Here is a 24506-nt window from a genome sequence, read left to right as displayed (position 1 = left end):
GACCCTATAATTATCTCTCAATCTTCCTTGGTGTCAATCTTATCCCTTACTTTGTCACTTTTTCAGACTTGACAAAACATCTTGGCAATCGGAGATTACGGTGGTAAACCGACTTTAAACGACAATTTCCGACGCAATACTTTTGTCTATAATCTACAAAGTTTCCGTTTCCGTGCCTGTAACAACACGGATTCCCGCGTCATGATCGTGTCAATTTGAGGGAATCCGTGTCATTCGCGCCGCAATAGGCGCTCTTATTCTTCGGTATGGACAGCGGTGACCCGCCGCGCTGTCAAACGGGCGGCGGTCAGGCCGCGAGAATCTGTATTTCGCCGTCGACCGCGGTCAGGCCGATCTGCTTTGCGGGCGCGGCGTAGCTTTTGATGATCTCCGAGGCGATCCTGTCCTCCACCTCGCGCTGAATGAGGCGGCGCAGGTTTCTGGCCCCGTACGTATGGGAAAAAGACTTTGTCGTCAGATAGTCTATAAGGCTGTCGTCGTACTTGAGCTCGAGCTTCTTTTCCGCCATGGACGCGCTCAGTTCGTCCAGCATCAGGCGGGCAATCTTCTTGAAGTCCTCCTCGGACAGGTGGTTGAAATAGATGATCTCGTCGATGCGGTTGATAAATTCCGGCCGCAGGAAATCGTTGAGCGCCTTGACGGCCTTCTCCTTGCCCTGCTCGCTGACCGAGCGGTTGAAGCCGACGGCGCCGTCCTTCCGGTCGCTGCCTGCGTTGGTCGTCATGATGATGACGGTGTTTTCAAAGTTGACCGTCCGCCCGTGGGAGTCGGTGATGTGCCCGTCGTCGAGAATCTGCAAAAGGATGTTCATCACGTCGGGATGCGCCTTTTCGATTTCGTCGAAGAGCACGACGCTGTACGGCCGGCGGCGGATTTTTTCCGTCAGCTGCCCGGCCTCGTCATAGCCCACGTAGCCGGGGGGAGAGCCGATGATCCGGGAGACGGTATGTTTCTCCATAAATTCCGACATGTCCAGCCGGATGAGCGCCTCGGGGGAGTCGAAAAGGTCCTCGGCCAGGCGCTTGACGAGCTCCGTTTTGCCAACGCCCGTGGAGCCGATGAAGATGAACGACACCGGCTTGTGCTTTGCCGAGATACCCACGCGGTTCCTGCGGATGGCGGCGCAGACGGTATCCACCGCCTCGTCCTGCCCGATGATATGCGTCTTCAGACGCTTGTCGAGCTCGCTGAGACGCTTGTATTCGTCCTCGCGGATGCTGGAGGCGGGAATCTTCGTCCAGAGCTCGATGACTCTGGCCAGGTTGTCGATGGTGAGCTCGGGCGCGCCCTCCTTTTCCAGGCGCATCAGCTCGTCGCTGACCTGGATATCGCGGCTGCGGATGGCGGCCAGGCGGGCGTAATCGTCGCCGCTGATGGCGGTGGACAGGAGCAGCTCCCGCTCCTTCATCAGGTCGGCCTTCTCCTTGCGGATAAAGTCCATCCTGGTGATTTTCTCGCTCTTGAGATTCATGTCGGAGCAGGCCTCGTCAATGAGGTCGATGGCTTTGTCCGGCAGGAAACGGTCGGTGATATAGCGCTCGGAGAGGAGCACCGCCTGGCGCGCCATTTCGTCGGGGATCGTGACGCCGTGGAAGTTCTCGTAGTAATGCTTGATGCCCCTGATGATCTCCACGGTCTCGGCGATGGACGGCTCGCTCACCGTCACCGGCTGAAAGCGGCGCTCCAGGGCGGAATCCTTTTCGATGTGCTTTCTGTACTCTGTGAAGGTGGTGGCGCCGATCACCTGTATCTCGCCCCGGGACAGCGCCGGCTTGAGGATGTTCGCGGCGTTCATGGAGCCCTCGGCGTCTCCGGCGCCCACGAGATTATGGACCTCGTCGATCACCAGGATGATATTCTGCTGGGCCTTGATCTCCTCGATGAGCCCTTTCATCCGGCTTTCGAACTGGCCCCTGAACTGCGTGCCGGCCACCAGGGCCGTCAGGTCCAGGAGGTAGACCTCCTTGTCGCGGAGCTTAGAAGGCACCTTCCCGTCGGCAATGCGCTGCGCCAGGCCCTCCGCGATGGCCGTTTTGCCGACGCCGGGCTCGCCGATGAGGCAGGGGTTGTTTTTCTGGCGCCTGTTGAGAATCTGGATGACGCGCTCGGTCTCGACGGCTCTGCCCACCATTCTGTCCAGCTTGCCCTCGCGGGCGCGCTGGGTCAGGGAGATGCAGTAGCTCTCGAGATACTTGCGCTTTTTATTGCTCTGCGCGCCGGGCTCCTTTTCCTTGGGCTCGCGGCCGGGGCGCGGGAAATCGCCCTGGGCGGGCGTCTCGTCGGGGCCGCCGAACAGCCTGTTCAAAAACGGGAACGTGGCGGTTTTCCCGTCCTCGTCGTTATTCTCCGTTTCCGTCAGGCTCTCGACGCCGCCCATGGCTTCCATCATTTCGTCGGTGAGGCTGTCGAGGTCCTCGTCTGTCAGGCCCATTTTACGGATGATATCCTCTACGGGCTTAATATTCAGTTCCTTGGCGCATTTGAGGCACAGGCCCTCGTTTGTGGACTCGCCGTTTTCAATTTTTGTGATAAATATTACGGCCGCGTTTTTTTTGCATCTGGCACATATGGTTGGACGCATTTTCAGTATACCTCTTCAATCAGCTGATTTACCGGAAGTAACATCCGGCGTCTATATTTCTTTTTTAAAACCGTCGTTCGTCTTCATGACGCGGATAAAGGTGTTGATATAACTCGCCAGCGCGACCAGCATGAGCACGATGGCCACGGAGATCATAATCGTTGCGATATTGTCGGGAATATTGAATAACATCAGTGTAACACATACGACGAAAAACACAACGGTTGAAGTCTTGCCAATTATATTGGACGGCGGGATTTCTCCGCCCTCCTTTTTCCGGACGAGGGCGCCGCCGACCACCATCAGCACTTCCTTGCAGACGGCCACGAGCACAGCCCAGACGGGGATGACGTTATCGATGGTAATGCACGTCAGGACGGCCAGCGTCATGAGCTTGTCGCCCAGGGGGTCGAGAAGCTTCCCGAGATTTGAAATCAGGTTATATTTCCTGGCGATATACCCGTCAAGAAAATCCGTGAAGGACGCGGCCGCGTAGACGACCGCCGCGTATATTTTGATACTGCTCGGATCGCAGAAGTACGCCGCGACAAAAACGGGAACGAGACAAATTCGTATAGAGGACAGAATATTTGGAACATTTTTCACTGTATCACCTACTGCATCAGACTGATCACAGGCCCAGGATACCCGCCAGAGGATTTCTGTTGAGAAGGAAACTCAAAACAGTTGTTTTCTCGACGGTATCGGCCGATACGAGCCCGACATAGCGGACGACGACGGCCAGGACCAGGACGATCAGTAATCCCTTAAGTATACCCAGGACGAGCCCGACTATTTTATCCACAGAGGCAATCCCGGGGAGAGAGAACGCTAGGTTAAATATATTCCCGATGACGGCAAAAATAATCGTGATCAGGACAAAAGCGATAAGAAATACGCCGATATACGCCAGCGCGTCGCAGAGCTTTTCGGTCAGATAGACCGACATGGGCTGTCCGACCGCCTGCACCTGCCCGCCGACCTTCTCGGCAATCAGCTTTGAAGCGCCTGTGGCAACGCCGATATCCCTGAGCGCGGCGAAGCTCACGTCAAACACATCCGTCTTTTCGTCGTCCGTCAGCGCGGCGTCCGGGTTCTTTTCGCCGTCATCCGCCGGCGCAGCGTCCGGATTCACAACATCGTCGTCCGGGGTCACGACTCTTGTCACGGCCTTGTCGACAATACCGCCCACGAACGGTTCCAGCATGCCCGTAAACTCGCTGGAATACGCCGAGGCCACGAGATTGGCCCCATATATGGCGACAATGATCGCCAGAACTCCGAAAACACCTCGGATGAAACCGTTTCTGAGACCGCGCCAGGCACAGAACGCCACAATCAGGATCAAAACGCCATCAATCGCCCAATTCAACGGTTTAAGCTCCTTTCGATCCCGCCCTCAGCCCGCTTTAAAGCTGAAGACAGACGCGGAATGCGACGTGATGAGCAGCGCCGACCCGTCGGACCGCATCATCGTTTTGACCGTACCGGCCGTGTCGTCGTCACGCGCGCTTTCCTTTAAATTTCTGTCGTATATCACCAAGCCGTCGTCATATAAGACGGCCAAGTAATTGCCCTGGGCCGAAACGGACGTGATTTTGCGCGCCGTCTCCAGCGTCCCGAGCGTTTTGCCGTTCTTGTCCACCGTCACGAGCCGTCCCTGCCCGCCGACCATGTAATCGCTCAGGACAAGGGCTGTAAAATCGCTGCCGTTCATAGAATAATCGGCAAGATATTTATCGGTATAATCGGCAAGGACTTGATTTTTCCCGTCCGTCCCGATCTGCACCAGCGCTTCCGGGCCCACGGCCAGCACGTGGCTGTCGTCCGTGAAGCGGAGGTCCATGGCCAGCTTGCCGTCCAGCGCGCAGGAGGCCTTTTCCTCCGTGCTGTCCAGCGAGAAAAATACAATCCGGCTGCCGGAGGATGTGAGCGTCAGTACGGCGAGGCTTTTATTGTCGGGAGAGACCGCCGCCGACAGGATGTACCCGCCCTTGCCGGAGGACCATTTAAAGGGCGGCTGCTTTGTATAATCATACGCGCCGGGCTTATAAACGGAGACGGACGCCTTGTAGCCGCCGGTCTCCTGCGTGCACAGCGCCAGCCAGCCGCCGGCGTTCAGCGACGCGGAGATAATTTTTCCGTTCGTTGTCATGCTGCCGAGGATGCCGGCCGTGTCGAACACCTTGAGCGCGGTGCCGCCCAGATCGTAGGCCACGCCAGTTTTCCCGGCGGCGCTGAGCGCGGGATTGGCCATCTCGTAAATTTCGGTAAAGGTCTTGTTCCCGCCGGCGTCGAATACCTGGATGCCGACGGTGGACGCCACGGCAAAGCCGCCGTCTACATCGGCAAAGACGTTATTGAAGCCCGACTCGTAAGAAAACGTGTCCGCCGTCTTGGCGCCGCCCGTCTTCCCCAGCAGCCGTTTAAACCCGTCAAGGCTCAGGTTCCCGTTGTTTGTGACGAGCACCGCCGCAACGAGGGAAACAACGGCCAGCACGACGACCGAGGAGATGATCCTCACGGCCCTGCGCCTTTTTCTCGCGCCGTTTTTCCTTTTTATCTCATCGACAGCTGCCATAACGTCCGTCCTTGAAGGTGGTAATCATATGTGTGACGGCCATCCGCGGCCGCCGGCCCGTTCAGGACAATATACAGGGTCCCGCGCCGGTAAACGCAGGGAGCTGTATATTATAATTTTATCATTGATTCTAACAAAAAGATACATAATTTTATTACAAATAATCTCTCGGAACATCCATTTTATTTCCAGTTCTCCGGCCGTTCAGTCGGCGCTCATCATCCGGCCCACGGGCCCGTCGTACCAGATGCGCGTCATATAAAGGCCGCAGGGCGGCACAGTGGGGCCGGTCAGCCGCCGGTCGCGGGCTTCCAGGAGCCCGGGGAGCTCGTCGGGCCCGATTTTCCCCTCCGAAACATAGAGGAGCGTACCGGCCATGGCCCGGGCCATGTTGTACAGAAACCCGTCCGCGCAGACGCGCAACTCGAGCATGCGCCCGCTTTGCGTGACCTCATACCAGTATACAGTCCGAACGGTTGTCTTTGTTTCCGTGCCGACGGAGCGGACGGCGGCGAAATCGCGGGTCCCGACAAAATGACGCGCGGCGCGGGCCATAAGTTCCGCATTGAGCGGCGCGGGGTAGAAATACGCCCTGTCCGCGTAAAAAGGATCGCGGATGCGCGAGTTGTAGATTTTATAAGTATATTCCTTTTTCAAACACGACAGGATCGCGTTGAAATCTTCATCGGCGTCGACAGCGTCTGTGACGGCGATGTCGGGCGGCAGCAGGGCGTTGAGGGCCAGGGGCAGCCTGTCGGCGGGAATCCTGGCGTCCGTTTTGAAATTCGCGCAGTACCGCTCGGCGTGCACGCCCGCGTCCGTCCGGCCGCAGCCGACGGCCTTCACGGGGTGGCCGCAGACGCGGGTCAAAGCCTTTTGCAGCGTCGCGGCGACGGTGACGTCGTTTTTCTGTTCCTGCCAGCCGTGGTATCGCGTCCCGTCATAGCGCAGGCGCAGGGCGATGTTTCTCATATCGTTTGCACTCCCGCCGTCTCTCAAAGCCCGAAGGACATTAAAACCATGACGCCGGCCAGGACCAGGGCCCCCAGAATCAGCGCCGTGACGTCCCGCCGCTGCAGCTTCAGCTGCTTCATGCGGGTCCGCCCCTCGCCGCCGTGGTAGCAGCGGCTCTCCATCGCCACGGCCAGCTCGTCGGCCCGCCGGAAAGCGCTGATGAAGAGGGGCACGAGGATCGGCAGCATCGCCTTGGCCCTGCGGATCAGATTGCCCGATTCAAAATCGGCGCCGCGGGCCTTCTGGGCGCTGATGATCTTATCCGTCTCCTCGATGAGCGTGGGGATGAAACGGAGGGCGATGCTCATCATCATCGACAGCTCGTGCACCGGCACGCGGATTTTCTTCAGCGGGTTCATCAGGTGCTCCAGCCCGTCCGTCAGGGCGATGGGCGACGTGGTGTAGGTCAAAAGAAACGTCCCGATGATGAGCATGACGAGGCGGATGATCATCGTCACGGCGACCCGGATGCCCTCATAGCTGATGTTGAATATCCAGAAATGGGCGATCGGATGCGCCCCGCTCGTAAACAGCATATTCAGAATAAACGTAAAGAGTATCACGATGATGAGAGGCTTCACGCTGCGGAGGATCGTTTTGAAGTTGATCCTCGACAGCAGGACGCTTGCCACAAGGGCGAAGAGCATCAGCGCGTATGAATAATAGCTCTTGGCCGAAAACAGCGCCACGATATAGACGAGCGTCAGGATGAGCTTCGTGCGCGGGTCGAGCCGGTGCACCACGGAGTCGCCGGGGAAAAACTGGCCGAGGGTGATATCCTTAAGCATGCTCCCGACCTCCCCTGAGCGCCGTCAGCACGCTTTTCAGCTGCTCTATGGTATAGATGTCGCCGGGAACAGGCAGCCCCAGCGCCCGCAGGCGATTGGCCACCAGCGTGACCTTGGGGACCGTGAGGCCGACGGCCGTCAGCTCCCCGCTTTTTGAAAACACCTGCGCGGGTGTCCCATGCATGAGGATGGCGCCCTTGTTGAACACCAGGAGCCTGTCCACGGTGCGGGCGATATCCTCCATGCTGTGGGTGACCATGATGACGGTGGAGTTCGTCGAGCGCTGGTACTGCCGGATATTCAGGATGATCTCATCCCGGCCCTTGGGGTCGAGGCCCGCCGTGGGCTCGTCCAGGATGAGCACCTCCGGCCGCATGGCGATGACGCCGGCGATGGCGGCGCGCCGCTTCTGGCCGCCGGAAAGCTCGAACGGGGACTTCTGGAGCACCTCGTCACCGAGCCCGACAAAGCCGGCCGCCTCGCGGACACGCCCGTCGATCTCCTTTTCGTCCAGCCGCATGTTCTTCGGCCCGAAGGCGATGTCCTTATATACCGTCTCCTCAAAGAGCTGGTATTCCGGGTACTGGAAAACGAGTCCGACCTTGAATCGGACGCCGCGGGTGAGCTCCTTTGATTCGTGAATATCGCGCCCGTCGTAAAAAACCGTGCCGGAGGTGGGCTTTAAAAGGCCGTTGAGGTGCTGGATAAAGGTCGATTTCCCCGAGCCTGTCTGGCCGATGATGCCGAGGTATTCGCCCCGTTCGGCCTCGAAATCAATATTTTCGATCGCGACATGCTCAAAGGGCGTGTCCACGCTGTAGATATGCGTCAATTTTTCTGTTTTCAAGAGTGGAGCCAAGTTGTACCATCCTTTATGGTTGGTGCATCTCGCCGTCGGCGGCGATGACGCCCTTAAAAAGCGAAGCTGCTTTCATCGTTATGTCAGGCGCCGGGTTAAAGCATATCAGAGCTTACGGCGGCCGCCTGCTTTTTCTCTACAATAATACGCTGCGCGGAATTGACCGGTCACTGCAGCGCGGCGTAAATCTCCTGCGCGCATTCCTCCACGGAGAGCGCGTCCAGCCGCAGGTCGAAGCCGCTCTGGTTGAGCTCGTACAGGAGGCTGACCGTCTCCGGGACGTCGAGCCCCGTCCGGCGCAGCTGTTCGACATTCTTGAAGACCTCGCGGGGGGCGCCGTCCATGATGATGCCGCCGTCGGACATGACCACCACCCTGTCGGCGTCGATCGTCTCGTCCATGTGGTGCGTGATCAGCACGACGGTTACGCGGCCGCTGTCCCGCAGCTGGCGGATGATGTTGACGACGCTCTCGCGGCCGATGGGGTCCAGCATTGCCGTCGGCTCGTCGAAAACGATGCACTCGGGCCGCATGGCCAGCACCCCGGCGATGGCGATGCGCTGCTTCTGGCCGCCGGACAAAAGGTGCGGGGCGTGGGTCTTGTACTCGTACATGCCCACGGTTTTGAGCGCCTCGTCCACGCGGTGCCGGATCTCCTCCGGCGGGACGCCGAGATTTTCCGGGGCGAAGGCCACGTCCTCCTCCACCACGTTTGCCACGATCTGGTTATCCGGGTTTTGGAATACCATGCCGACGCGGCGCCGTATCTCCAGCAGGAGCTCCTCGTCGGCGGTGTCCATGCCGCCCACCAGGACGCGGCCGCCGGAGGGCAGCAAAATCGCGTTGAAGTGCTTGGCCAGCGTCGTCTTCCCGGAGCCGTTGTGCCCCAGGACGGCGACGAACGTGCCTTTTTCGATCTCCAGGTCGACGCCGTTCAAAACGATTTGAGGGAGCTCTCCCTCCGCCGGCCTGTAGGCATATGTCAGTTTTTCCGTTTTTATGATCTTTTCGGAATATTCCGTATTCATTGTTCTTCCTTTAAAATATTCAGCGTTCCCAGCGGCAGGTGGCGCCGCAGGGCAGCACGAGTCCGCTTTCGGTGACGGGTAAGCCCAGCTCCCCGCTCTCCGCCCGTCCGCCGAAGCGCTTTGAAAAAACCGTCTCGGCGATATAGGTGAGCACCGACGGGGACAGGCCCGTGGTGTAAGCGTTGATGACGGCGAAGAGGGGATCGTCGCTGAGGGCGCCGGCGCAGAGGCTGACGAAAGCGTAAAGATCGTCCTCCAGCTTCCAGACCTCGCCGGAGGGGCCCCGGCCGTAGGAGGGCGGGTCCATGATAATGGCGTCGTACCTGCGCCCGCGCCGGATTTCCCTGTCGATAAATTTGGCGCAGTCGTCGACGATCCAGCGGACCGGCCTGTCCTCAAGGCCGGAGGCCTTTGCGTTTTCCCGCGCCCAGGCCACCATGCCGCGGGCCGCGTCCACATGGCAGACGGCGGCGCCGGCTGCGGCGGCCGCGACGGTCGCCCCACCCGTGTAGGCGAACAGATTGAGGACGCTCACCGGCCGGCCGGCCGCTTTGATCCTGCCGGCGATATAGTCCCAGTTGACCGCCTGCTCGGGAAAGAGCCCCGTATGCTTGAAATTCATAGGCTTTATGTTGAACGTCAGGTCCCCGTACCCCACCTGCCAGCTTTCGGGCAGGGAATTTTTCTCCCACTGCCCGCCGCCGGAGGCGGAACGCGCGTAGCGCGCGTCGGGTTTGCGCCAGCCGGGGTGCGTTTTCGGCGTGTCCCAGATCGCCTGCGGGTCCGGCCGGACAAGCAGATATTTCCCCCAACGCTCCAATTTTTCGCCGCCGGAGCAGTCCAAAAGCTCATAATCCGCCCATTTGCCGGAAATCCACATTGCGCCTGTCTCCCATGAAAGTACTATAAATTAATGCATTATATCATTGCCGGGCCATTCCGTCAATCTGACAGCCCGGCACGTAAAATACCATTTTTTGTCGATTTTGGGTTGTATTGCGGCGCTTTTTGTCGGATAATATGGTATAATGAATGTCGGGTATCAAATCATCGCGCGAGGTGGCTTATGAGCGCAAATATTCTGATCGTTGACGACGAGCGGGCGATTGCCGACCTCGTCGAGATTTATCTGAAAAACGAAAACTACAACGTCTACAAATTCTACTCGGGCAGGGACGCGCTGGACTGCGTTTACTCGGCGCCCCTGGACCTGGCGATCCTGGATGTGATGCTGCCCGACATCGACGGGTTTTCCCTGTGCCAGAGGATCAGGGAGAAGTACTTTTTCCCTGTCATCATGCTCACGGCCAAGGTGGAGGACATGGACAAGATCACCGGGCTCACCATGGGCGCGGACGACTATATCACCAAGCCCTTCAACCCCCTGGAGCTGTGCGCCAGGGTGAAGACGCAGCTGCGCCGCTACACGAAGTACAACCACGGCGAGGCCGCCCGGGAGGAATCGAAAGCGGAGCACGATTTCCGGGGACTGTATATCAATAAGGAGACGCGCAGGTGCGCCCTTTACGGGCAGGCACTCAATCTGACGCCGACGGAGTTCTCCATCCTCTGGCACCTGTGCGAGAACAGGGGCCGGGTGGTTCCGGCGGAGGCGCTGTTCGAGGCCGTCTGGGGAGAGAAATATCTCGACAACAACAATACGGTCATGGCCCATGTGGCGCGGCTGCGGGAAAAGATGAACGAGCCGTCCCGGAAGCCGAAGTTTGTCAAAACGGTATGGGGGGTGGGCTACACCATTGAATGACAACCGCTACCATCAAAAGCTGACGCGGCGGATTTTCACCCGGTTCTTCCTGGCCTTCGTCATCTACAGCATGGCGCTGCTCGTTTTGTTCGTGGCGGCGCGGTATTTTCTTTCGGGCTTCATCTGGCATACCTACGACGTTCTCTATCCCGCTTTAAAGCTCATCGACAACAACGCCGTCACCTTCCTGTTCGTCTGCTGGCTGATCGGCGCCCTCGTCATCTTCCTGCACTACTGGCGGAAGACGCTGAGCTATCTGGACACCATCGTGGACGCCGCCGAGATCCTGGTGGGGCCTGAGGAGGAGTTTGTCCATCTCGCCCCCGAGCTCATCGACATCGAGGAAAAAATGAACCGGGTCAAAAGCGGCGCCAGCCGGAACGCGCGGCTGGCCCGGGAGGCGGAGCAGCGGAAAAACGACCTGATCGTCTATCTGGCCCACGACCTGAAGACGCCGCTCACCTCCGTGATCGGCTACCTGTCGCTCCTTCGGGACGAGCAGGAGATCAGCGAGGAGCTGCGGGTGAAATACCTCTCCGTATCCCTTGAGAAGGCGCAGCGGCTGGAGGACCTCATCAACGAGTTCTTCGAGATCACCCGCTTCAATCTCAGCCAGCTGACGCTGGAGGCGGGCAAGGTCAACCTCTCCCGTATGCTCGAGCAGCTCACGTATGAATTTTTCCCCCTGTTCTCGGAGAAAAATCTCACCTGCTCCCTCAAGGTGCCGCCCGACTTTGAAATCAAATGCGACGTGAACAAGATGGAGCGCGTGTTCGACAATCTGATCCGCAACGCCGTCAGCTACAGCTATCCCGACAGCGTCATCAACATCATTGTGGAGCAGCAAAGCGATTTCATTACCATCTGGTTTATCAACGAGGGCAATACGATCCCCAAGGAAAAGCTGGACCGCATTTTTGAGCGCTTTTACAGGCTGGACACGTCGCGCGCGTCCAACACGGGCGGCGCGGGGCTGGGGCTGGCCATCGCCAAGGAGATCGTCCAGCTGCATGGCGGCACGATCACGGCGGCCAGCCATCAGGAAAAGGTCATATTTACGGTAACGCTGCCGCTAATGTAAGAAAATCGTCAGGTTTTTTTCATAATTACGTCATTTTAATTCAATGAAAACCGAAAACCCCGCGCTCTTTGTTCTGGTAGGCTTTAAGCACCGGAACAAAGAGCGCTCTTTTGTCCGTTAAAATATCACAAAAGGGGATCGGTGAGCTGCGCATGAAGAAAAAGAAAGTCGTCGTCGTTTTCGGGGGCTGTTCCCCGGAATACAGAGTATCCCTGCAGTCGGCCTACGCCGTCATGACGAATATCAGCCGCGAAAAATACGAGGTGCTCGCCCTCGGCGTCACACGGAACGGCAAATGGTACAGGTATGGGGGGCCGCCGGAGAGAATCCTGGACAACACTTGGTTTTCGGACCGTGAGCATTGCCGGCCGGCCCAGATTTCCACGGACAGGCCCTCCCATCACCTGCTGGAGTTTGACGGCGCCGCCGTCCGGAAGACCGCCATCGATATCGTCTTCCCCGTCCTGCATGGGAAAAACGGCGAGGACGGGACGATCCAGGGCCTGTGCGAGCTGGCCGGCATCCCCCTCGTTGGCTGCGGGACGCTCAGCTCCGCCCTGTGCATGGACAAGGACATCGCCCACCGGCTGGTGTCCGCTCTCGGCATCGCGGTGCCGAAATCCTTCCGCTTTGACGGCCTCCCGTCGGCGCAGGCGCTGGACGAGCGCACGGCGGCGCTCTCTCTCCCGCTGTTCATCAAGCCCGTCCGGGCCGGCTCGTCCTTCGGCGTTACCAAGGTCGCCGGCCGCGCGCCGCTGGCCGCCGCCGTGCAGCGCGCCCTGTCGTATGACAGCGCCGTACTTGTGGAGGAAGGCGTCGACGGCTTTGAGGTTGGCTGCGCCGTCATGGGCAACGACGAGCTCACCGTCGGCCGGGCGGACGAGATCGAGCTTGCGGGCGGCTTTTTCGACTACGAGGAAAAATATACGCTCAGAACCTCGAAGATCCACATGCCGGCCCGGGTGAGCGCTGAGACGGAAGCGCGCCTGCGGGAGGCCGCGGCGCGCATCTATCGGGCGCTGGGCTGCGCCGGCTTTGCCCGGGTCGACATGTTCCTGACGCCGGCGGAGGAGATCGTTTTCAACGAGGTGAACACCATCCCGGGCTTTACGGCCCACAGCCGCTTTCCAAATATGATGAAGGGCGCCGGCGTGGACTTCCCCGCGCTGGTGGACAGCCTGATCGGGCTGGGGCTCCGCCGATGAGAACGATCGCCTTAAGCGAAGAGAACGTCTATGAGGGACCGCTCCTGCTGGTGAACGCCGGCCATCCCATCAGGACGGGCGGGCACATCACTCTTGTGCCGCTGGAGGAGGACGGCGAGGTCTATCTCGAGAAGAAAGCCGCGTCGCTGCTGGGCCAGCTGTTCGAGACGCTCCGGTGCGCCGGCCTTATCGTCCCCGTCAGCGGCTACCGCAGCGGCGGGGAGCAGCAGCGCATCTACGCCGACGCGCTGCGCGACAACGGCGCGGCCTTCACCGAAAAATTCGTGGCGGCGCCCGGCTGCAGCGAGCACCAGACGGGACTGGCCGTGGACCTGGCGCAAAGCGCCGAAAGCATCGATTTCCTTCGCCCGTCGTTTCCCCGCGAGGGCATCTGCGGGGACTTCCGGAGCCGCGCGCCCAAATACGGCTTCATCGAGCGGTACGGCGAGAAAAAGGAGGCCCTGACGGGCATCTCCCACGAGCCGTGGCATTTCCGTTACGTGGGCTACCCCCACTCCCAGTTCATGCAGGACAATAACCTCTGCCTGGAGGAATACGTTGCCCATCTGCGCTTTTACCCGTATCGCGGCGAGCATCTCCATATCGGCGACACCGAGGTGTTCTACGCCGACGCCGGGCAGGCGGCGGCCGGCCTCCTCCTGCCCGAGGACTGCACACAGATTTCCGGCAACAACGTGGACGGCTTTATCGTGACAGTCTGGAGGCGGTCGGTATGACAGAGCGCCCCCGCGGCGCCGCCCTGGACTCCCTCCTCGCGTGCGCCATTTCCGCCGCGGCGGCCGGCGTGCTGATACATCTGCGGCCGACGCTCCGAAAGCCTCGACCCGCCCCCGACGCCCGGGCCTGGATCGAGGTCAGCCGTGCGGCACTCCGGCACAACGCCGCCGAGCTTCAAAACCTGCTGCCGACGTCCTGCCGCCTGATGGCCGTCGTGAAGGCCGACGCCTACGGCCACGGCGCCATCGGCGTGGCGCGAGAGCTCGAAAAGGCGGGCGTCCGCGCTTTTGCCGTCGCCACGCTCTCCGAGGGCATCGCCCTGCGCCGGGGCGGCGTCAGGGGCGAGGTGCTGGTATTGGGCTATACGCTCCCCAGCGAGGCAAGTTTCCTCCACCGCTACCGGCTCGCCCAGACGGTCGTGGACGGCGCCTACGCCGCGGCGCTGCACGCTGCCGGCGTACCGCTGGACGTCCATATCAAGCTCGACACCGGGATGCACCGGTTGGGCGCCGACTGGGGCGACACGGCGGCGCTGGAGGGCATCTTCGGCTATAACACCCTCACCGTCAAGGGTGTGTTTACCCACCTCAGCCAGGCGGACGACCTGAGCGATGAGGCCGCGGACTTTACCCTCGGCCAGATCGGCCGCTTTATCGACGCCGTCAACACGCTGAAGGCGAAGGGATACGATACCGGCGCCCTGCACATCCAGGAAAGCTACGGCATCCTGAATTATCCCGGCCTGCCCTGCGACTGGGCCCGGGCCGGCATCGCCCTTTACGGCGTGCTGTGCAAAAACGATCAGACCCGCCTCACGCCCGACCTCCAGCCCGCGCTGGCGCTGAAGGCCAGGATCGCCGAGGTGAAGCAGGTCGCCGGAGGTGAATATGTCGGCTACGGCCGCCGCTTTATGGCCAAGACCCCCATGAAGCTCGCCGCCGTCACCATTGGCTACGCGGACGGGATTCCGAGGAACTCCGTCCACCGGGACGCCTGGGTCCTCCTGCGCGGACAGCGGGCGCCCGTCGTCGGCCTCATCTGCATGGACATCCTGCTTATAGACGTCACGCATATCGACGACGCCGCCCCCGGCGATATCGTCACGCTCATCGGCAAAGACGGCGGCGGGGCCATCCGCTGCGAGGACGTGGCCGAGAGCTGCGGCACCATCACCAACGAGCTGCTCAGCCGCCTTGGGGCGCGCCTGCCCCGGATTTTCGTCTGAGCGCGGGGCGGGCATTTCCATTAATTTAGACTGGCACACGGGTGCGTCCGGAGTTATTATTTCTATATGCCCGAACCCGGGCAGGGGAGGAATTTTCATGGACGTACAACCGATCGGCGACGACAAGCTCGTTATATACCTGGACAGTGACGAGGTTAAAAATCTCCCGGCGCCGCCCTGTGAGATCACCACCGACGAGGCCTCGGATATTTTGCGACTGGCCCTCGGCTCTACATATGACCAGGGCTGGGAGAGCGTGTACTTTGAGCTTTTCCCGGGCCGGGATTCGCTGCTGCTTTTCGCCCTGCAGCACTCCGGGAACCCGTATTACTACGTATTTCCGGGCATCGAGCCGCTGATCGCGGCGGCGGCGGCCTGTCCGTCCGGCCTGATTTCCTATCTGACTTACATAGGCGACACGTACATCCTCATCGTCTATCCGTGGAACGGCGAATATCCCCCGCAGGTGCTGTACGAGTACGGGGAGGAGCTGACGCGCCCGGCCCACTACGCGCTCCATCTGTCCGAGCACTCCACCGTCATCGCCGGCCCAACCGCCCTGGACGAGCTCCATGCGGCGTTTAAATGACACGATTCATTCTTATAAGAATACGCTGGGCGGGATGACCTCATCCCGCCTTTCCTGTCGGCGCAGCGGCTATGTCCGGCAAGCTAGGTGCACGCCGCAGGGATGGCCATCGGCCATCTCCGCCCCGTCTTTGGCGGAGCCTTTTAACACCTTGACAATTGTGCTATAATACTCTCACGTACAGACAAGACGCGCCGGACCGGTCTCCGGCTCTTTTTATCGGAAGGTGGGTTCAGATTGTCGCCGAAAGCGCTCGGTATCAAGCAGATCGCTCAAAACAGAAAAGCGTTTCACGACTACTTTGTCCTCGAGAAATTTGAGGCCGGCATCGAGCTGTACGGCACCGAGGTCAAATCAATCCGCGCGGGCAACCTGAATTTGAAGGACGCCTTTTGCACCATTAAGGCCGGGGAGCTCTTTGTCCGGGGCATGCACGTAAGCCCCTACGAAAAGGGCAACATCTTCAACCGGGACCCGATGCGCCCCAAGCGCCTGCTCATGCACAAGCGCGAGATCATGAAGCTTTACGGCAGGATCAAGCAGGAGGGGCTGACGCTCATCCCCCTCTCCGTCTATTTCAAGAATTCCATCGTCAAGGTCGAGCTGGGCCTCTGCAAGGGCAAAAAGCTTCACGACAAGCGCGACTCCGAGGCCGCGCGTGACGCCGGCCGCGAAATGGACAGATCCATCAAAGAAAGGAATATGTAACAAGTGGCTAACCCGATCGTAACGTTTACTATGGAAAACGGCAAAACCATCACGGCCGAGCTCTACCCCGACATTGCGCCGAACACGGTGAACAATTTCATTTCGCTCATTAAAAAAGGCTTCTACGACGGCCTGATTTTCCACCGCGTCATCTCCGGCTTCATGCTGCAGGGCGGCTGCCCCCTCGGTCAGGGCTACGGCGACCCCGGCTACAGCATCAAGGGCGAATTTTCCGGCAACAGCTTTAACAACACGTTAAAGCACACCCGCGGCGTCCTCTCGATGGCGCGTTCCCAGAACCCCAACTCGGCGGGCAGCCAGTTTTTCATCATGCACGAGGATTCCCCCCATCTGGACGGCCAGTACGCCGCCTTCGGCAAGGTTACCGCGGGCCTCGACGTCGTGGACGAGATTGCGGCTGTCAAGACCGACTACAACGACCGGCCGGCCACGCCCCAGCGCATGGCAAAGGTCACGGTGGACACGCAGGGCGTGGACTATCCCGAGCCTGAAAAAGTTTAAAATTTCGTCATCATTATCGCTTGCTTTTATTGTATAATAAGCATTGAAAACATCCGGAGAAAAGCCTCCGCTTTTCTCCGGCAAACCTCGCACCGCCCTATATATGGGGCTGTACCGGCTTCGACGGGGGTGTGGAGGCGGGAATAGCGGGCGGAGGCGTCGCCCTCCTAAAAAACGGCATTCTTTATAAATTAAAGAACAACAACGAATCTTTACCGGTAGCCGCTTAAGGCTGCCCGTCCTGTCCGGAAGGTCCACGAGCCGGATTTGGGTGTGACTTAGTGGAGCCCGTGCGTGTATTAAGCTTTGCGTACACCATGAACAATGAAGCTACCGACCCATGCCGCGTGACGGCTTGCAGTATGGCGAGGAAATTGGGCTAGTCCCGCAATAACCGTCTGCGCCCGGAGAAGTTTGCGTCAAAGCGCTTTCGGACGGGGGTTCAACTCCCCCCAGCTCCACCATAAACAAAAGGTAATATAGATTTATTGGTCTCAAAGCCAGTAAATCCGCGCCTTTCGAGGGCTTTCACTGTGAAAAGTGGAAGCTCTTTTTTCGTAGATTTATTGGGGCAATAGCTTCACTCGGACAGGACTCAAACCTACAAGCAAAACAATCGGAAGCGGCGCTCTTTCTCAGAAGACAGCAAAATTTAAAAGAGCTCTACACAAAACCGCGTCAAGTGAACAAACTAAGGCTGCTAAAGAGCGCTGATTGCATGACTGGTTGAAAGCCAATTAAGCCAGCGCCCTTTTTCATATCAAATCAAAACAGAAAACGAAAGCATCAAAAGTTTCCTTACGGTTGATTTTATTAGCAAAATTCAACCACAGATCCATTGAAGTTGATTTTGTCAACTCATATAATAGTACTTAGAGGTAAAAAACATGAAAGAAATCAATATTGCACAGACGATTGTAAATAAGCGCAGAGAAAAAGGGCTGACACAGGAGGAGCTTGCAAGCCACATTGGAGTATCCAAGGCTTCCGTTTCTAAATGGGAAACAGACCAGAGCTATCCTGACATTACTTTTCTCCCACGGCTTGCGGCCTTTTTCAATATTAGCATTGATGAGCTCATGGGCTATGAGCCGCAAATGGGCAAGGAGGATATCCGTAAATTATATCTGGGGCTATCTGCCGATTTTGCTTCCAAACCATTCGATGAAGTATTGGAGCGTTGCCGTGAGATTGCAAAAAAGTATTTCTCCTGCTTTCCCTTGCTGTTCCAAATTGGCGCACTGCTCGTAAACAACAGCATGGAATCTGGTGACATGGATAAAACCTTCGCTGTGATTGGCGAAGCCAAAGAGCTGTTTATCCGGGTGAAAAAAGAAAGCGAAGATGCGGAGCTTAAGCAGCTCGCATTGAATTTGGAGGCCTTCTGCGCCTTGACGCTGGGTGATCCAAATGAGGTTATAGAACTGCTTGAGGGAACAAGCCGGAAGATCATTTCCACGGAATCGCTGCTTGCGCAAGCCTACCAAATGACCGGCAAACCCAGAGAAGCCAAATCGGCATTGCAAGTCGGTATCTACCAGTATATGCTTTCTCTTTTTGGAGCCTTCCCGGATTATCTCATGATTTGTATAGATGCGCCGGAACAGTTTGATGAAACATACAGGCGGGCGCTTACCGTCGCTGAGGCTTTTGGTTTAAAAAAACTTCACCCGTCGATGCTTGTGAAGTTTTATATCTTCGCCGCACAGGGATACACGCTGCTCGGAAATACAGACAGAGCCCTGGATATCCTTGAAGAATACGCGGAGCTTGTCACAGGAGATATTTATCCGTTGCAATTAAAAGGAGACGATTACTTCAATCTAATATGTGGGTGGTTTGATGAGCTTGATTTAGGAACCGCCCTGCCCCGAGATGAAAAAATCGTCCGCCAGAGCATGGCCGACGGGGTAGTAAATAACCCCGCGTTTACTGCGTTGGCTGACGAACGTCGTTTCCACAGGATTGTGGAAAAACTAAAAAATAATTGTTAGGGAGGCTTACATCATGGGCTTGGATATGCTGAAAGAATATTTGCCGTTTCTCATTCCGCTGGTTATCGCGCAGCTTGCGCTTGGTATTACCGCCCTTGTTCATGTGTTGCGGCATCCCCATTACCGTTTCGGGAATAAGGTGATGTGGGCTTTGATCGTCATGCTCGTGCAGATTATCGGCCCGGTCGTATACTTCGCCTTCGGCAGGGGTGAGGAATAATGGGTATTTTGGAGGTTCATCAGCTTTTCAAGCGTTTTGGAAACCATGAAGTGCTCCGTGGCTTTGACATGGATGTGCCGGAGCACTCCATATTTGGTTTTGTCGGGCAAAATGGCGCGGGTAAAACAACAGCGATGAAAATTGTTCTCGGATTATTGAAGCCGGATAGCGGAAGTGTGACCGTATGCGGGGAAAAGGTTGCGTTTGGCGAAACAAAAACCAACCGCAATATAGGTTTTCTTCCGGATGTTCCTGAGTTCTACGGATATATGAGGCCGATGGAATATTTGAAGCTATGCGGTGAAATAACCGGTCTGACGAAAGCGAGGACCAAATTGAAGAGCGAGGAATTACTCTCGCTTGTGGGGCTTAAAGACGAAAAAAAGAAAATCGCCGGGTTTTCACGAGGGATGAAGCAGCGCCTTGGTATCGCTCAGGCCTTGCTGAACGAGCCCAAACTTCTCATATGCGACGAACCGACATCGGCACTTGACCCAATCGGCAGGAAGGAAATACTCGACATCCTGCTTGCGGTGAAAGGAAAAACAACAGTTGTGTTTTCCACCCATATCCTGTCGGACGTAGAAAGAATATGCGACCGTATTGCGATATTACACAAAGGCAAGCTGGCGCTGCATGGCACGCTTTCTGAAATAAAGGAGCGGCACAGGCATAGTGGGTTTATCATTGAATTTGGCAGTGCGGAGGAAGCGTCTTTATTCGAGAACACGGAGGAGCTCAGGCAGCCGGCAATCAGTTTGTCACGCAAGGGAAACACCGTGTCGGTGCTTTTTGCCGATCACAATATGGACGGGCATTTTCTGCTGGGCGTGTTATCGCAAAAGCGGATTGTTCCATTGAAGTTTGCGGTTATGGAGCCGACGCTGGAAAGTCTGTTTGTGGAGGCGATCGGATGAAAAACTACTCTGCTTTTCTGAAAAAAGAGGTTCTTGAATACGCAAAAACCTATAAGCTGCTCATTATGCTGATGGTCTTCGCGGTTTTCGGAATCACAAATCCCCTTATAGCAAAGCTGCTGCCTGAAATACTTGGGAGCCTTATGACGGACGGCATCACGATGACCTTGCCGGAGGCGACTGCTTTTGACGCCTGGACGCAGTTTTTCAAAAACGCGACACAAATGGGACTGATCGTGATGGCGATCCTATTTAGCAGCGTTTTGTCCTCGGAGCTGTCAAAGGGAACGCTCATCAATATGCTGACAAAGGGACTATCCCGGACGGCGGTCATCCTTTCAAAATACACCTGTATGGTTCTGGTTTGGACGATCAGCATTGCGCTGTGCTTCGGACTGACTTATGGTTACACGGTATATCTTTTTCCGGCGGGCGAAATAACAAATCTATTGTTTTCCACGTTCTGCCTATGGCTGTTTGGCGTGTTTTTACTGGCCATATTATTGCTCTGCGCAGTTCTGACGAAAAGCACTCATGGATGCTTGCTCAGCACAGGCGCGGCAGTCGTTGTCTGTATGCTTGTGAATATCATGCCGGCGGCGCATAGGTATAATCCAATTTCGTTAACGACTGATAATTTGGGACTTATAACAAACTCCATAGAGGTATCTTCGCTCTACGGCACTATCTTTATCTCCTGTCTGCTTTCATTGCTTTTCGTGGTGTTATCGGTATTGATATTCAGAAAGAAGCAACTATAAATCGGGAATCAATAGCGCGGAGGAATTTTGCCTCATTCCGACAAAAAAATGGGGATTCTGCGGGTTCAATCCACATCGCGCGCATCACAATTTGTTTGAAAACCCTTGCACAGCAAGGGTTTTCAGTGTTACTCTCATGAGCAGGGCACAGCCCCTTGGCTGGACACAAAATACCGTCATACTGGAGTGCTGCGAAACCGATGAGCAGCGCTCTTTTTATATTGACCCTTGCGGCAGGTCCCTTAATACGGGCGTAGACACACGTTATGGAAAGCATGCTTTACATAGGCTCCTGTTTGTGGTATCCTTAAAACGGAAAGTTTACTTTCCGTTTTAAGGAGGGATGATGGTTTGAAAAATCTCACGGTGAGAAAATATCAAAAGGAGATGTAGACTTTATATATTTAAAGGAGATTTGCACTATGTCCTATTTGCGTCAGAAGCTCAGCAGTAATAGTTTAAAGGAACGGCTGTCTTTTACCATATTGCTGTTTATCATCCTGTTTTTTGGTATCATGACCATAAGCTATTTTCTGTTGCCGGAAGGGATTTTGAAAAACAAGAATCCTCTTCAGAACTGGGAAACCTCGGATAACACGGTCATCCTTACCATGCAGATATTCTTCTATAACATGCTTTCGGTGCTCATGATTGCGTTTGCCAGCCTTTTTGGCAAGAAAAAAGAATCGGATGCAAATTATCTGTCGATTGGCTATTTGGTTCTTTTTGCACAAATTTGTATAAATGGAATTGTGGTCGGAACCTGGTCTTTTTCTTTGGGAGGCGAGGCGATCCCGTTTCTTAACAGAATTACCCGCACTTTCGATCTTGTACATAGGGCCGGACTCTGGGAAATGATGGGGCAGCTGCTCATCACCTGTTCCCTTGCTCACATCTCTACAGTATTGACCAGTGGAAAAAATACCACAATACAGAAAATCACGGATATTCATCTGAAAAAAGACGAAATACTTGTATCGATCATTGGCTTTGCTTTAATGTCAGCAGGCGCTGTCATTGAAAGTATTGCAATTAACAGCCTGTGACTTGCCCTGCCGACATATTTACCGGTTCAATTGGCAGTATCACTGGGTATGCTCAGCACTGTTTGACCTTGATAGTCAACTTGGAAAATTGCGCCGCCGCCTGTGACTCGGACTGCGGTTACTGTTCCGCCGCCGGCCATGGAGTATGCCTTGTCGAACCTCATACCTTTTCCAGAACCGTCATGCTCATTCAAAAGATCGACAAGGGTCTTCCATTCGCTGATATCTGATTTTTGTTTATCTCCCGCATTTTGCTTTATTGTTTTTATGGCTTGCTCGTAAAGAGATTTCCTATCCGGCGATACAGAGGATACATATTGAATAAACAGGTTTTGAACTTGTCCCCATATCCTGTCTTTTTCCTGTTCACTTGCGGCATTCTCAAATTGAACAGCATAATCCTTTACAAGGCTTTTTATTTCATCTTGCGATAATGTCGTCATTCCTTTATGCGGGATTTGATTCCAGTTTGGGGATACTACACTGGACGCGTTGTTGGAACTCCAGCGTTCCGTTCTGCTGAGATTATTTATTGATGAAAGGCCCATATCGTTACCCACTTTCAATATTGATGCTAAAGCATTCGCCATTGTTTAATTACAATATCATATATCGGAAAAATCTGGTATATCTTTAGTCTTTAAGTTGATGTGAAACAGGCCGTAGAAAAGCCCCTGAAATGCAGTAAAAAAACTAACCCGGAGAGGATTGTTAGTCCTCTCCGGGCTTGTTGCAAGCTACGAATTACGGGTATAGGTTATCAACATCATCCAGATCCCCATCTAGTACTGTTGTAACGTAACCTCGCCTATCAGCATACGGCAGCATTATTGAGACTTGACCTATTGAAGCAACTGCATGGGTAAGGCCAAATGCGTGCCCCATTTCATGCATGACAGTTGCTGCTAATTCAGTTGCTGGTTCTGTCATGGAATTGAGCAGGGCTTGTGATATTCTTACCTCTGCATACGACCAGCTTGACGTTGGAGTGGTCATTGGCGATCCATCTATAGTATAAAATATGGTTTGTCCTCGTTCGCTTAACGATACGAGGCTGCTGACCGAAAACACAACTGCAGACGATCCTGAACCGCTGGCATAGAGCTGTACTTTACTCGCTGCGTTCCAAGCATTAACGGCAGTGCTGATCGCTGTGAGATACCTTGGATACGATGAGGCCGATGCGCCTATCACATATTGTCTGTTGTTGAGCCCAAAAATATTTTTATAATTGTTGGGATAGTAATTGGCCTCGGCATTTCCGCCCAAGCCTGTAAAAATAACAACTGTCATTGCGAGTGTCAGTAGTAGTGATATGGTTCTTTTTTTCATTGCATTAACATCTCCTTTAAACCCTATAAGCTTATATTTTACTTGACCCAGCAGATAATTTGCGCTGCTGCTTTGAAAAAAGCAGGGTTATATTTTCAAGGTGTCTGCAACTGCCAAACGTAACCCATCCAATGTTTCAGGATCTGCAGTATACCCTGGAACGTTGTATATGTCCGGATTATCCTCAGGCTTGTACCTGCTAACATTTCCGTTTTCAATAACATACCGTCCCATAAATTCGCCTACAGTACAATAGATGTTTTTTAACTCAGGCTCGTTCCATTCTGTCAGAAACAGAATATAACGCTCGCCAACTTCGGGCAGCGGCTCTCCGTAAACGAGTTCTTTAACCAGTTGATCTGCAGTAAGCGGCTCTTCACCCCATAGACCGCGCTGTTCCGAAAAAATGTCACCGCGAACATAACCGCTTGGCTGCATTACGGTTAGCGTGTCACCAATGCCAATTTCGCCTTTCCAAGATTCTTCAACAAGCACATCATAATAAGTAACCGCGAAGCCTTGCATATGAGAATAATGCACCGCAATCGTTTCAGCAACGATAATGCTATCTGTATCTTCAGTAAGGCTAACCGCGTTTGGGTAATACTTATCAAAGTCTGCCCGACCAACTCCAGTCATTACGACCTCTTTGCCAGAAATATCATATGAAACTATTTCTACAGTCCTGTCGATCCCAGCGATAGTTCCGGGAATCTGATCCGGAGAAATTGAGGAATTACCATTTAAGGGTTTGCATCCGGTGACACTAAATAATATCACTAAGAGTACCACAAAAGATGCGACTTGTTTCATATTAGCCCCACCCTTTATTCAAAAAACATATTTAATAGATTATTTTTAAATTCCACATTGGACTCACCTCTTTCTTCTAACTTTACAAAATTATACCAAAATCGTTTGTTATGCGTGTTAAAAATTGTCGAAAAATTAAAATTTATTGTAAAATAAAAAAGAAAACATGCCGCTGACCATCAGCGCGACAAGTGAAAGGCTATACCCGATTATTGCGAAATATCGGGGCATAATAATGCAGAGGTGTTTTGTCATGGATACAAACAGTGAGCTTTTGACGTATATCCACGTGAATTCAGAAATGGGTAAAAATATGCTCAATCAGCTTATCGGCATAACAAAGGATAACGATTTTAAATCCCTACTGCAATCACAATACAACGAGTACAACATGATTAACAGTATATCCGAGCAAAAGCTGAGTTCCCGCAATAAGGAAGCTATGAATGTCAACCCCTTTGATAAACTTGCAGTGTATATTTCAATCAACCTCAACACGTTAGCAAACGCAAAGCCGTCGCACATCTCGGAAATCCTTATTAAGGGCAGTACAACGGGCATTATAGACATCACAAAGAAAATCAATGATTACACATCGACCGCTGATCCTGAAGTGCTGGATCTGGCCAACCGTCTGTTAAGCTTTGAACAGAGCAACATCGAAGAATGCAAAAAATACCTTTAACGTGGTGCAATTTTGGGCCGCCCAGCTTGAAGA

The 24506-nt window shown here is 55.0% G+C and carries 26 protein-coding genes and 1 other RNA gene; 15 read left to right on the top strand and 12 right to left on the bottom strand.

Going from position 1 to position 24506, the window contains the following annotated elements; genetic code table 11:
- Positions 1-307: 307 nt before the first annotated feature.
- From BUB60_RS18145 to BUB60_RS18105, 9 genes are all read right to left on the bottom strand, one after another.
- Positions 308-2602 carry an ATP-dependent Clp protease ATP-binding subunit gene (locus BUB60_RS18145; RefSeq protein ID WP_073082597.1) on the bottom strand — a complete coding sequence of 765 codons (2295 nt, stop codon included), beginning with the start codon at positions 2600-2602 and terminating at the stop codon, positions 308-310.
- Positions 2603-2653: 51 nt separating this feature from the next.
- A complete protein-coding gene (pgsA, locus tag BUB60_RS18140; protein ID WP_073082594.1) occupies positions 2654-3208 on the bottom strand; it encodes a CDP-diacylglycerol--glycerol-3-phosphate 3-phosphatidyltransferase in 555 nt (184 codons plus the stop codon).
- A gap of 25 nt (positions 3209-3233) precedes the next feature.
- Positions 3234-3974: a CvpA family protein gene (locus BUB60_RS18135; protein WP_073082590.1), complete on the bottom strand. Its 741-nt coding sequence runs from the start codon at positions 3972-3974 to the stop codon at positions 3234-3236.
- A gap of 27 nt (positions 3975-4001) precedes the next feature.
- A complete protein-coding gene (locus BUB60_RS18130) occupies positions 4002-5183 on the bottom strand; it encodes a DUF5711 family protein (protein ID WP_073082587.1) in 1182 nt (393 codons plus the stop codon).
- Positions 5184-5387: 204 nt separating this feature from the next.
- Positions 5388-6155, bottom strand: a complete 768-nt coding sequence (gene truA / locus BUB60_RS18125; protein WP_073082583.1) for a tRNA pseudouridine(38-40) synthase TruA — start codon at positions 6153-6155, stop codon at positions 5388-5390.
- A 23-nt stretch (positions 6156-6178) separates the two neighbouring features.
- Positions 6179-6985: an energy-coupling factor transporter transmembrane component T family protein gene (locus BUB60_RS18120; protein ID WP_073082580.1), complete on the bottom strand. Its 807-nt coding sequence runs from the start codon at positions 6983-6985 to the stop codon at positions 6179-6181.
- Positions 6978-7844, bottom strand: coding sequence for an energy-coupling factor transporter ATPase (locus BUB60_RS18115; RefSeq protein WP_073082577.1), 867 nt, complete (start codon positions 7842-7844; stop codon positions 6978-6980). The genes BUB60_RS18120 and BUB60_RS18115 overlap by 8 nt, the downstream gene beginning before the upstream one ends.
- A gap of 167 nt (positions 7845-8011) precedes the next feature.
- Complete coding sequence (locus BUB60_RS18110) at positions 8012-8872, bottom strand: energy-coupling factor transporter ATPase (RefSeq protein ID WP_073082574.1); 861 nt, start codon at positions 8870-8872, stop codon at positions 8012-8014.
- Positions 8873-8891: 19 nt separating this feature from the next.
- Positions 8892-9752 (bottom strand): class I SAM-dependent methyltransferase, encoded by an 861-nt coding sequence (locus BUB60_RS18105; protein WP_073082569.1) that lies wholly within the window; start codon positions 9750-9752, stop codon positions 8892-8894.
- 186 nt (positions 9753-9938) lie between these two features.
- Here BUB60_RS18105 and vanR point away from each other — a divergent pair, with 186 nt between their 5' ends.
- From vanR to BUB60_RS18030, 14 genes are all read left to right on the top strand, one after another.
- The gene (gene vanR / locus BUB60_RS18100; RefSeq protein WP_073082566.1) at positions 9939-10637 is read left to right on the top strand and encodes a VanR-ABDEGLN family response regulator transcription factor; all 699 of its coding nucleotides are present in this window, start codon (positions 9939-9941) and stop codon (positions 10635-10637) included.
- On the top strand, positions 10630-11718 hold the full coding sequence (vanS, locus tag BUB60_RS18095; protein ID WP_073082561.1) for a vancomycin resistance histidine kinase VanS: 1089 nt from the start codon (positions 10630-10632) through the stop codon (positions 11716-11718). The genes vanR and vanS overlap by 8 nt, the downstream gene beginning before the upstream one ends.
- 152 nt (positions 11719-11870) lie before the next feature.
- Positions 11871-12923, top strand: coding sequence for a D-alanine--D-serine ligase VanG (gene vanG / locus BUB60_RS18090; protein ID WP_073082604.1), 1053 nt, complete (start codon positions 11871-11873; stop codon positions 12921-12923).
- The gene (locus tag BUB60_RS18085; protein WP_073082558.1) at positions 12920-13660 is read left to right on the top strand and encodes a D-alanyl-D-alanine carboxypeptidase family protein; all 741 of its coding nucleotides are present in this window, start codon (positions 12920-12922) and stop codon (positions 13658-13660) included. Before vanG ends, BUB60_RS18085 begins: the two co-directional genes overlap by 4 nt.
- Positions 13657-14886 carry a serine racemase VanT catalytic subunit gene (vanT, locus tag BUB60_RS18080; RefSeq protein ID WP_084726602.1) on the top strand — a complete coding sequence of 410 codons (1230 nt, stop codon included), beginning with the start codon at positions 13657-13659 and terminating at the stop codon, positions 14884-14886. Before BUB60_RS18085 ends, vanT begins: the two co-directional genes overlap by 4 nt.
- A 97-nt stretch (positions 14887-14983) precedes the next feature.
- Complete coding sequence (locus BUB60_RS18075; protein WP_073082554.1) at positions 14984-15475, top strand: hypothetical protein; 492 nt, start codon at positions 14984-14986, stop codon at positions 15473-15475.
- Positions 15476-15712: 237 nt separating this feature from the next.
- Positions 15713-16183: an SsrA-binding protein SmpB gene (smpB, locus tag BUB60_RS18070; protein WP_073082550.1), complete on the top strand. Its 471-nt coding sequence runs from the start codon at positions 15713-15715 to the stop codon at positions 16181-16183.
- A gap of 30 nt (positions 16184-16213) precedes the next feature.
- The gene (locus tag BUB60_RS18065) at positions 16214-16705 is read left to right on the top strand and encodes a peptidylprolyl isomerase (RefSeq protein ID WP_479725503.1); all 492 of its coding nucleotides are present in this window, start codon (positions 16214-16216) and stop codon (positions 16703-16705) included.
- 105 nt (positions 16706-16810) lie between these two features.
- Positions 16811-17169, top strand: a transfer-messenger RNA (tmRNA) gene (ssrA, locus tag BUB60_RS18060).
- 423 nt (positions 17170-17592) lie between these two features.
- The gene (locus tag BUB60_RS18055; RefSeq protein WP_073082543.1) at positions 17593-18699 is read left to right on the top strand and encodes a helix-turn-helix domain-containing protein; all 1107 of its coding nucleotides are present in this window, start codon (positions 17593-17595) and stop codon (positions 18697-18699) included.
- Positions 18700-18712: 13 nt separating this feature from the next.
- Positions 18713-18919, top strand: coding sequence for a PLD nuclease N-terminal domain-containing protein (locus BUB60_RS18050; RefSeq protein ID WP_073082538.1), 207 nt, complete (start codon positions 18713-18715; stop codon positions 18917-18919).
- Positions 18919-19836, top strand: coding sequence for an ABC transporter ATP-binding protein (locus BUB60_RS18045; protein ID WP_073082535.1), 918 nt, complete (start codon positions 18919-18921; stop codon positions 19834-19836). The genes BUB60_RS18050 and BUB60_RS18045 overlap by 1 nt, the downstream gene beginning before the upstream one ends.
- A complete protein-coding gene (locus BUB60_RS18040) occupies positions 19833-20597 on the top strand; it encodes an ABC transporter permease (protein WP_073082531.1) in 765 nt (254 codons plus the stop codon). The genes BUB60_RS18045 and BUB60_RS18040 overlap by 4 nt, the downstream gene beginning before the upstream one ends.
- Positions 20598-21019: 422 nt before the next feature.
- Positions 21020-21643, top strand: a complete 624-nt coding sequence (locus BUB60_RS18030; protein WP_073082503.1) for a hypothetical protein — start codon at positions 21020-21022, stop codon at positions 21641-21643.
- Between the two features lie 26 nt (positions 21644-21669).
- Here BUB60_RS18030 and BUB60_RS18025 read toward each other — a convergent pair whose 3' ends face one another.
- From BUB60_RS18025 to BUB60_RS18020, 3 genes are all read right to left on the bottom strand, one after another.
- Positions 21670-22233: an ATP-binding protein gene (locus BUB60_RS18025; protein ID WP_143162413.1), complete on the bottom strand. Its 564-nt coding sequence runs from the start codon at positions 22231-22233 to the stop codon at positions 21670-21672.
- A 154-nt stretch (positions 22234-22387) separates the two neighbouring features.
- Positions 22388-22975, bottom strand: coding sequence for a matrixin family metalloprotease (locus tag BUB60_RS19920; RefSeq protein WP_143162412.1), 588 nt, complete (start codon positions 22973-22975; stop codon positions 22388-22390).
- Between the two features lie 87 nt (positions 22976-23062).
- Positions 23063-23788 carry a hypothetical protein gene (locus BUB60_RS18020; protein WP_143162411.1) on the bottom strand — a complete coding sequence of 242 codons (726 nt, stop codon included), beginning with the start codon at positions 23786-23788 and terminating at the stop codon, positions 23063-23065.
- Positions 23789-24041: 253 nt separating this feature from the next.
- Here BUB60_RS18020 and BUB60_RS18015 point away from each other — a divergent pair, with 253 nt between their 5' ends.
- A complete protein-coding gene (locus BUB60_RS18015; protein WP_073082490.1) occupies positions 24042-24473 on the top strand; it encodes a hypothetical protein in 432 nt (143 codons plus the stop codon).
- The last annotated feature ends 33 nt before the right edge of the window (positions 24474-24506 follow it).

Source organism: Sporobacter termitidis DSM 10068 (assembly GCF_900130065.1).
GTDB classification, from domain to species: domain Bacteria; phylum Bacillota; class Clostridia; order Oscillospirales; family Oscillospiraceae; genus Sporobacter; species Sporobacter termitidis.
This window is presented reverse-complemented; position numbering and strand designations above follow the sequence as displayed.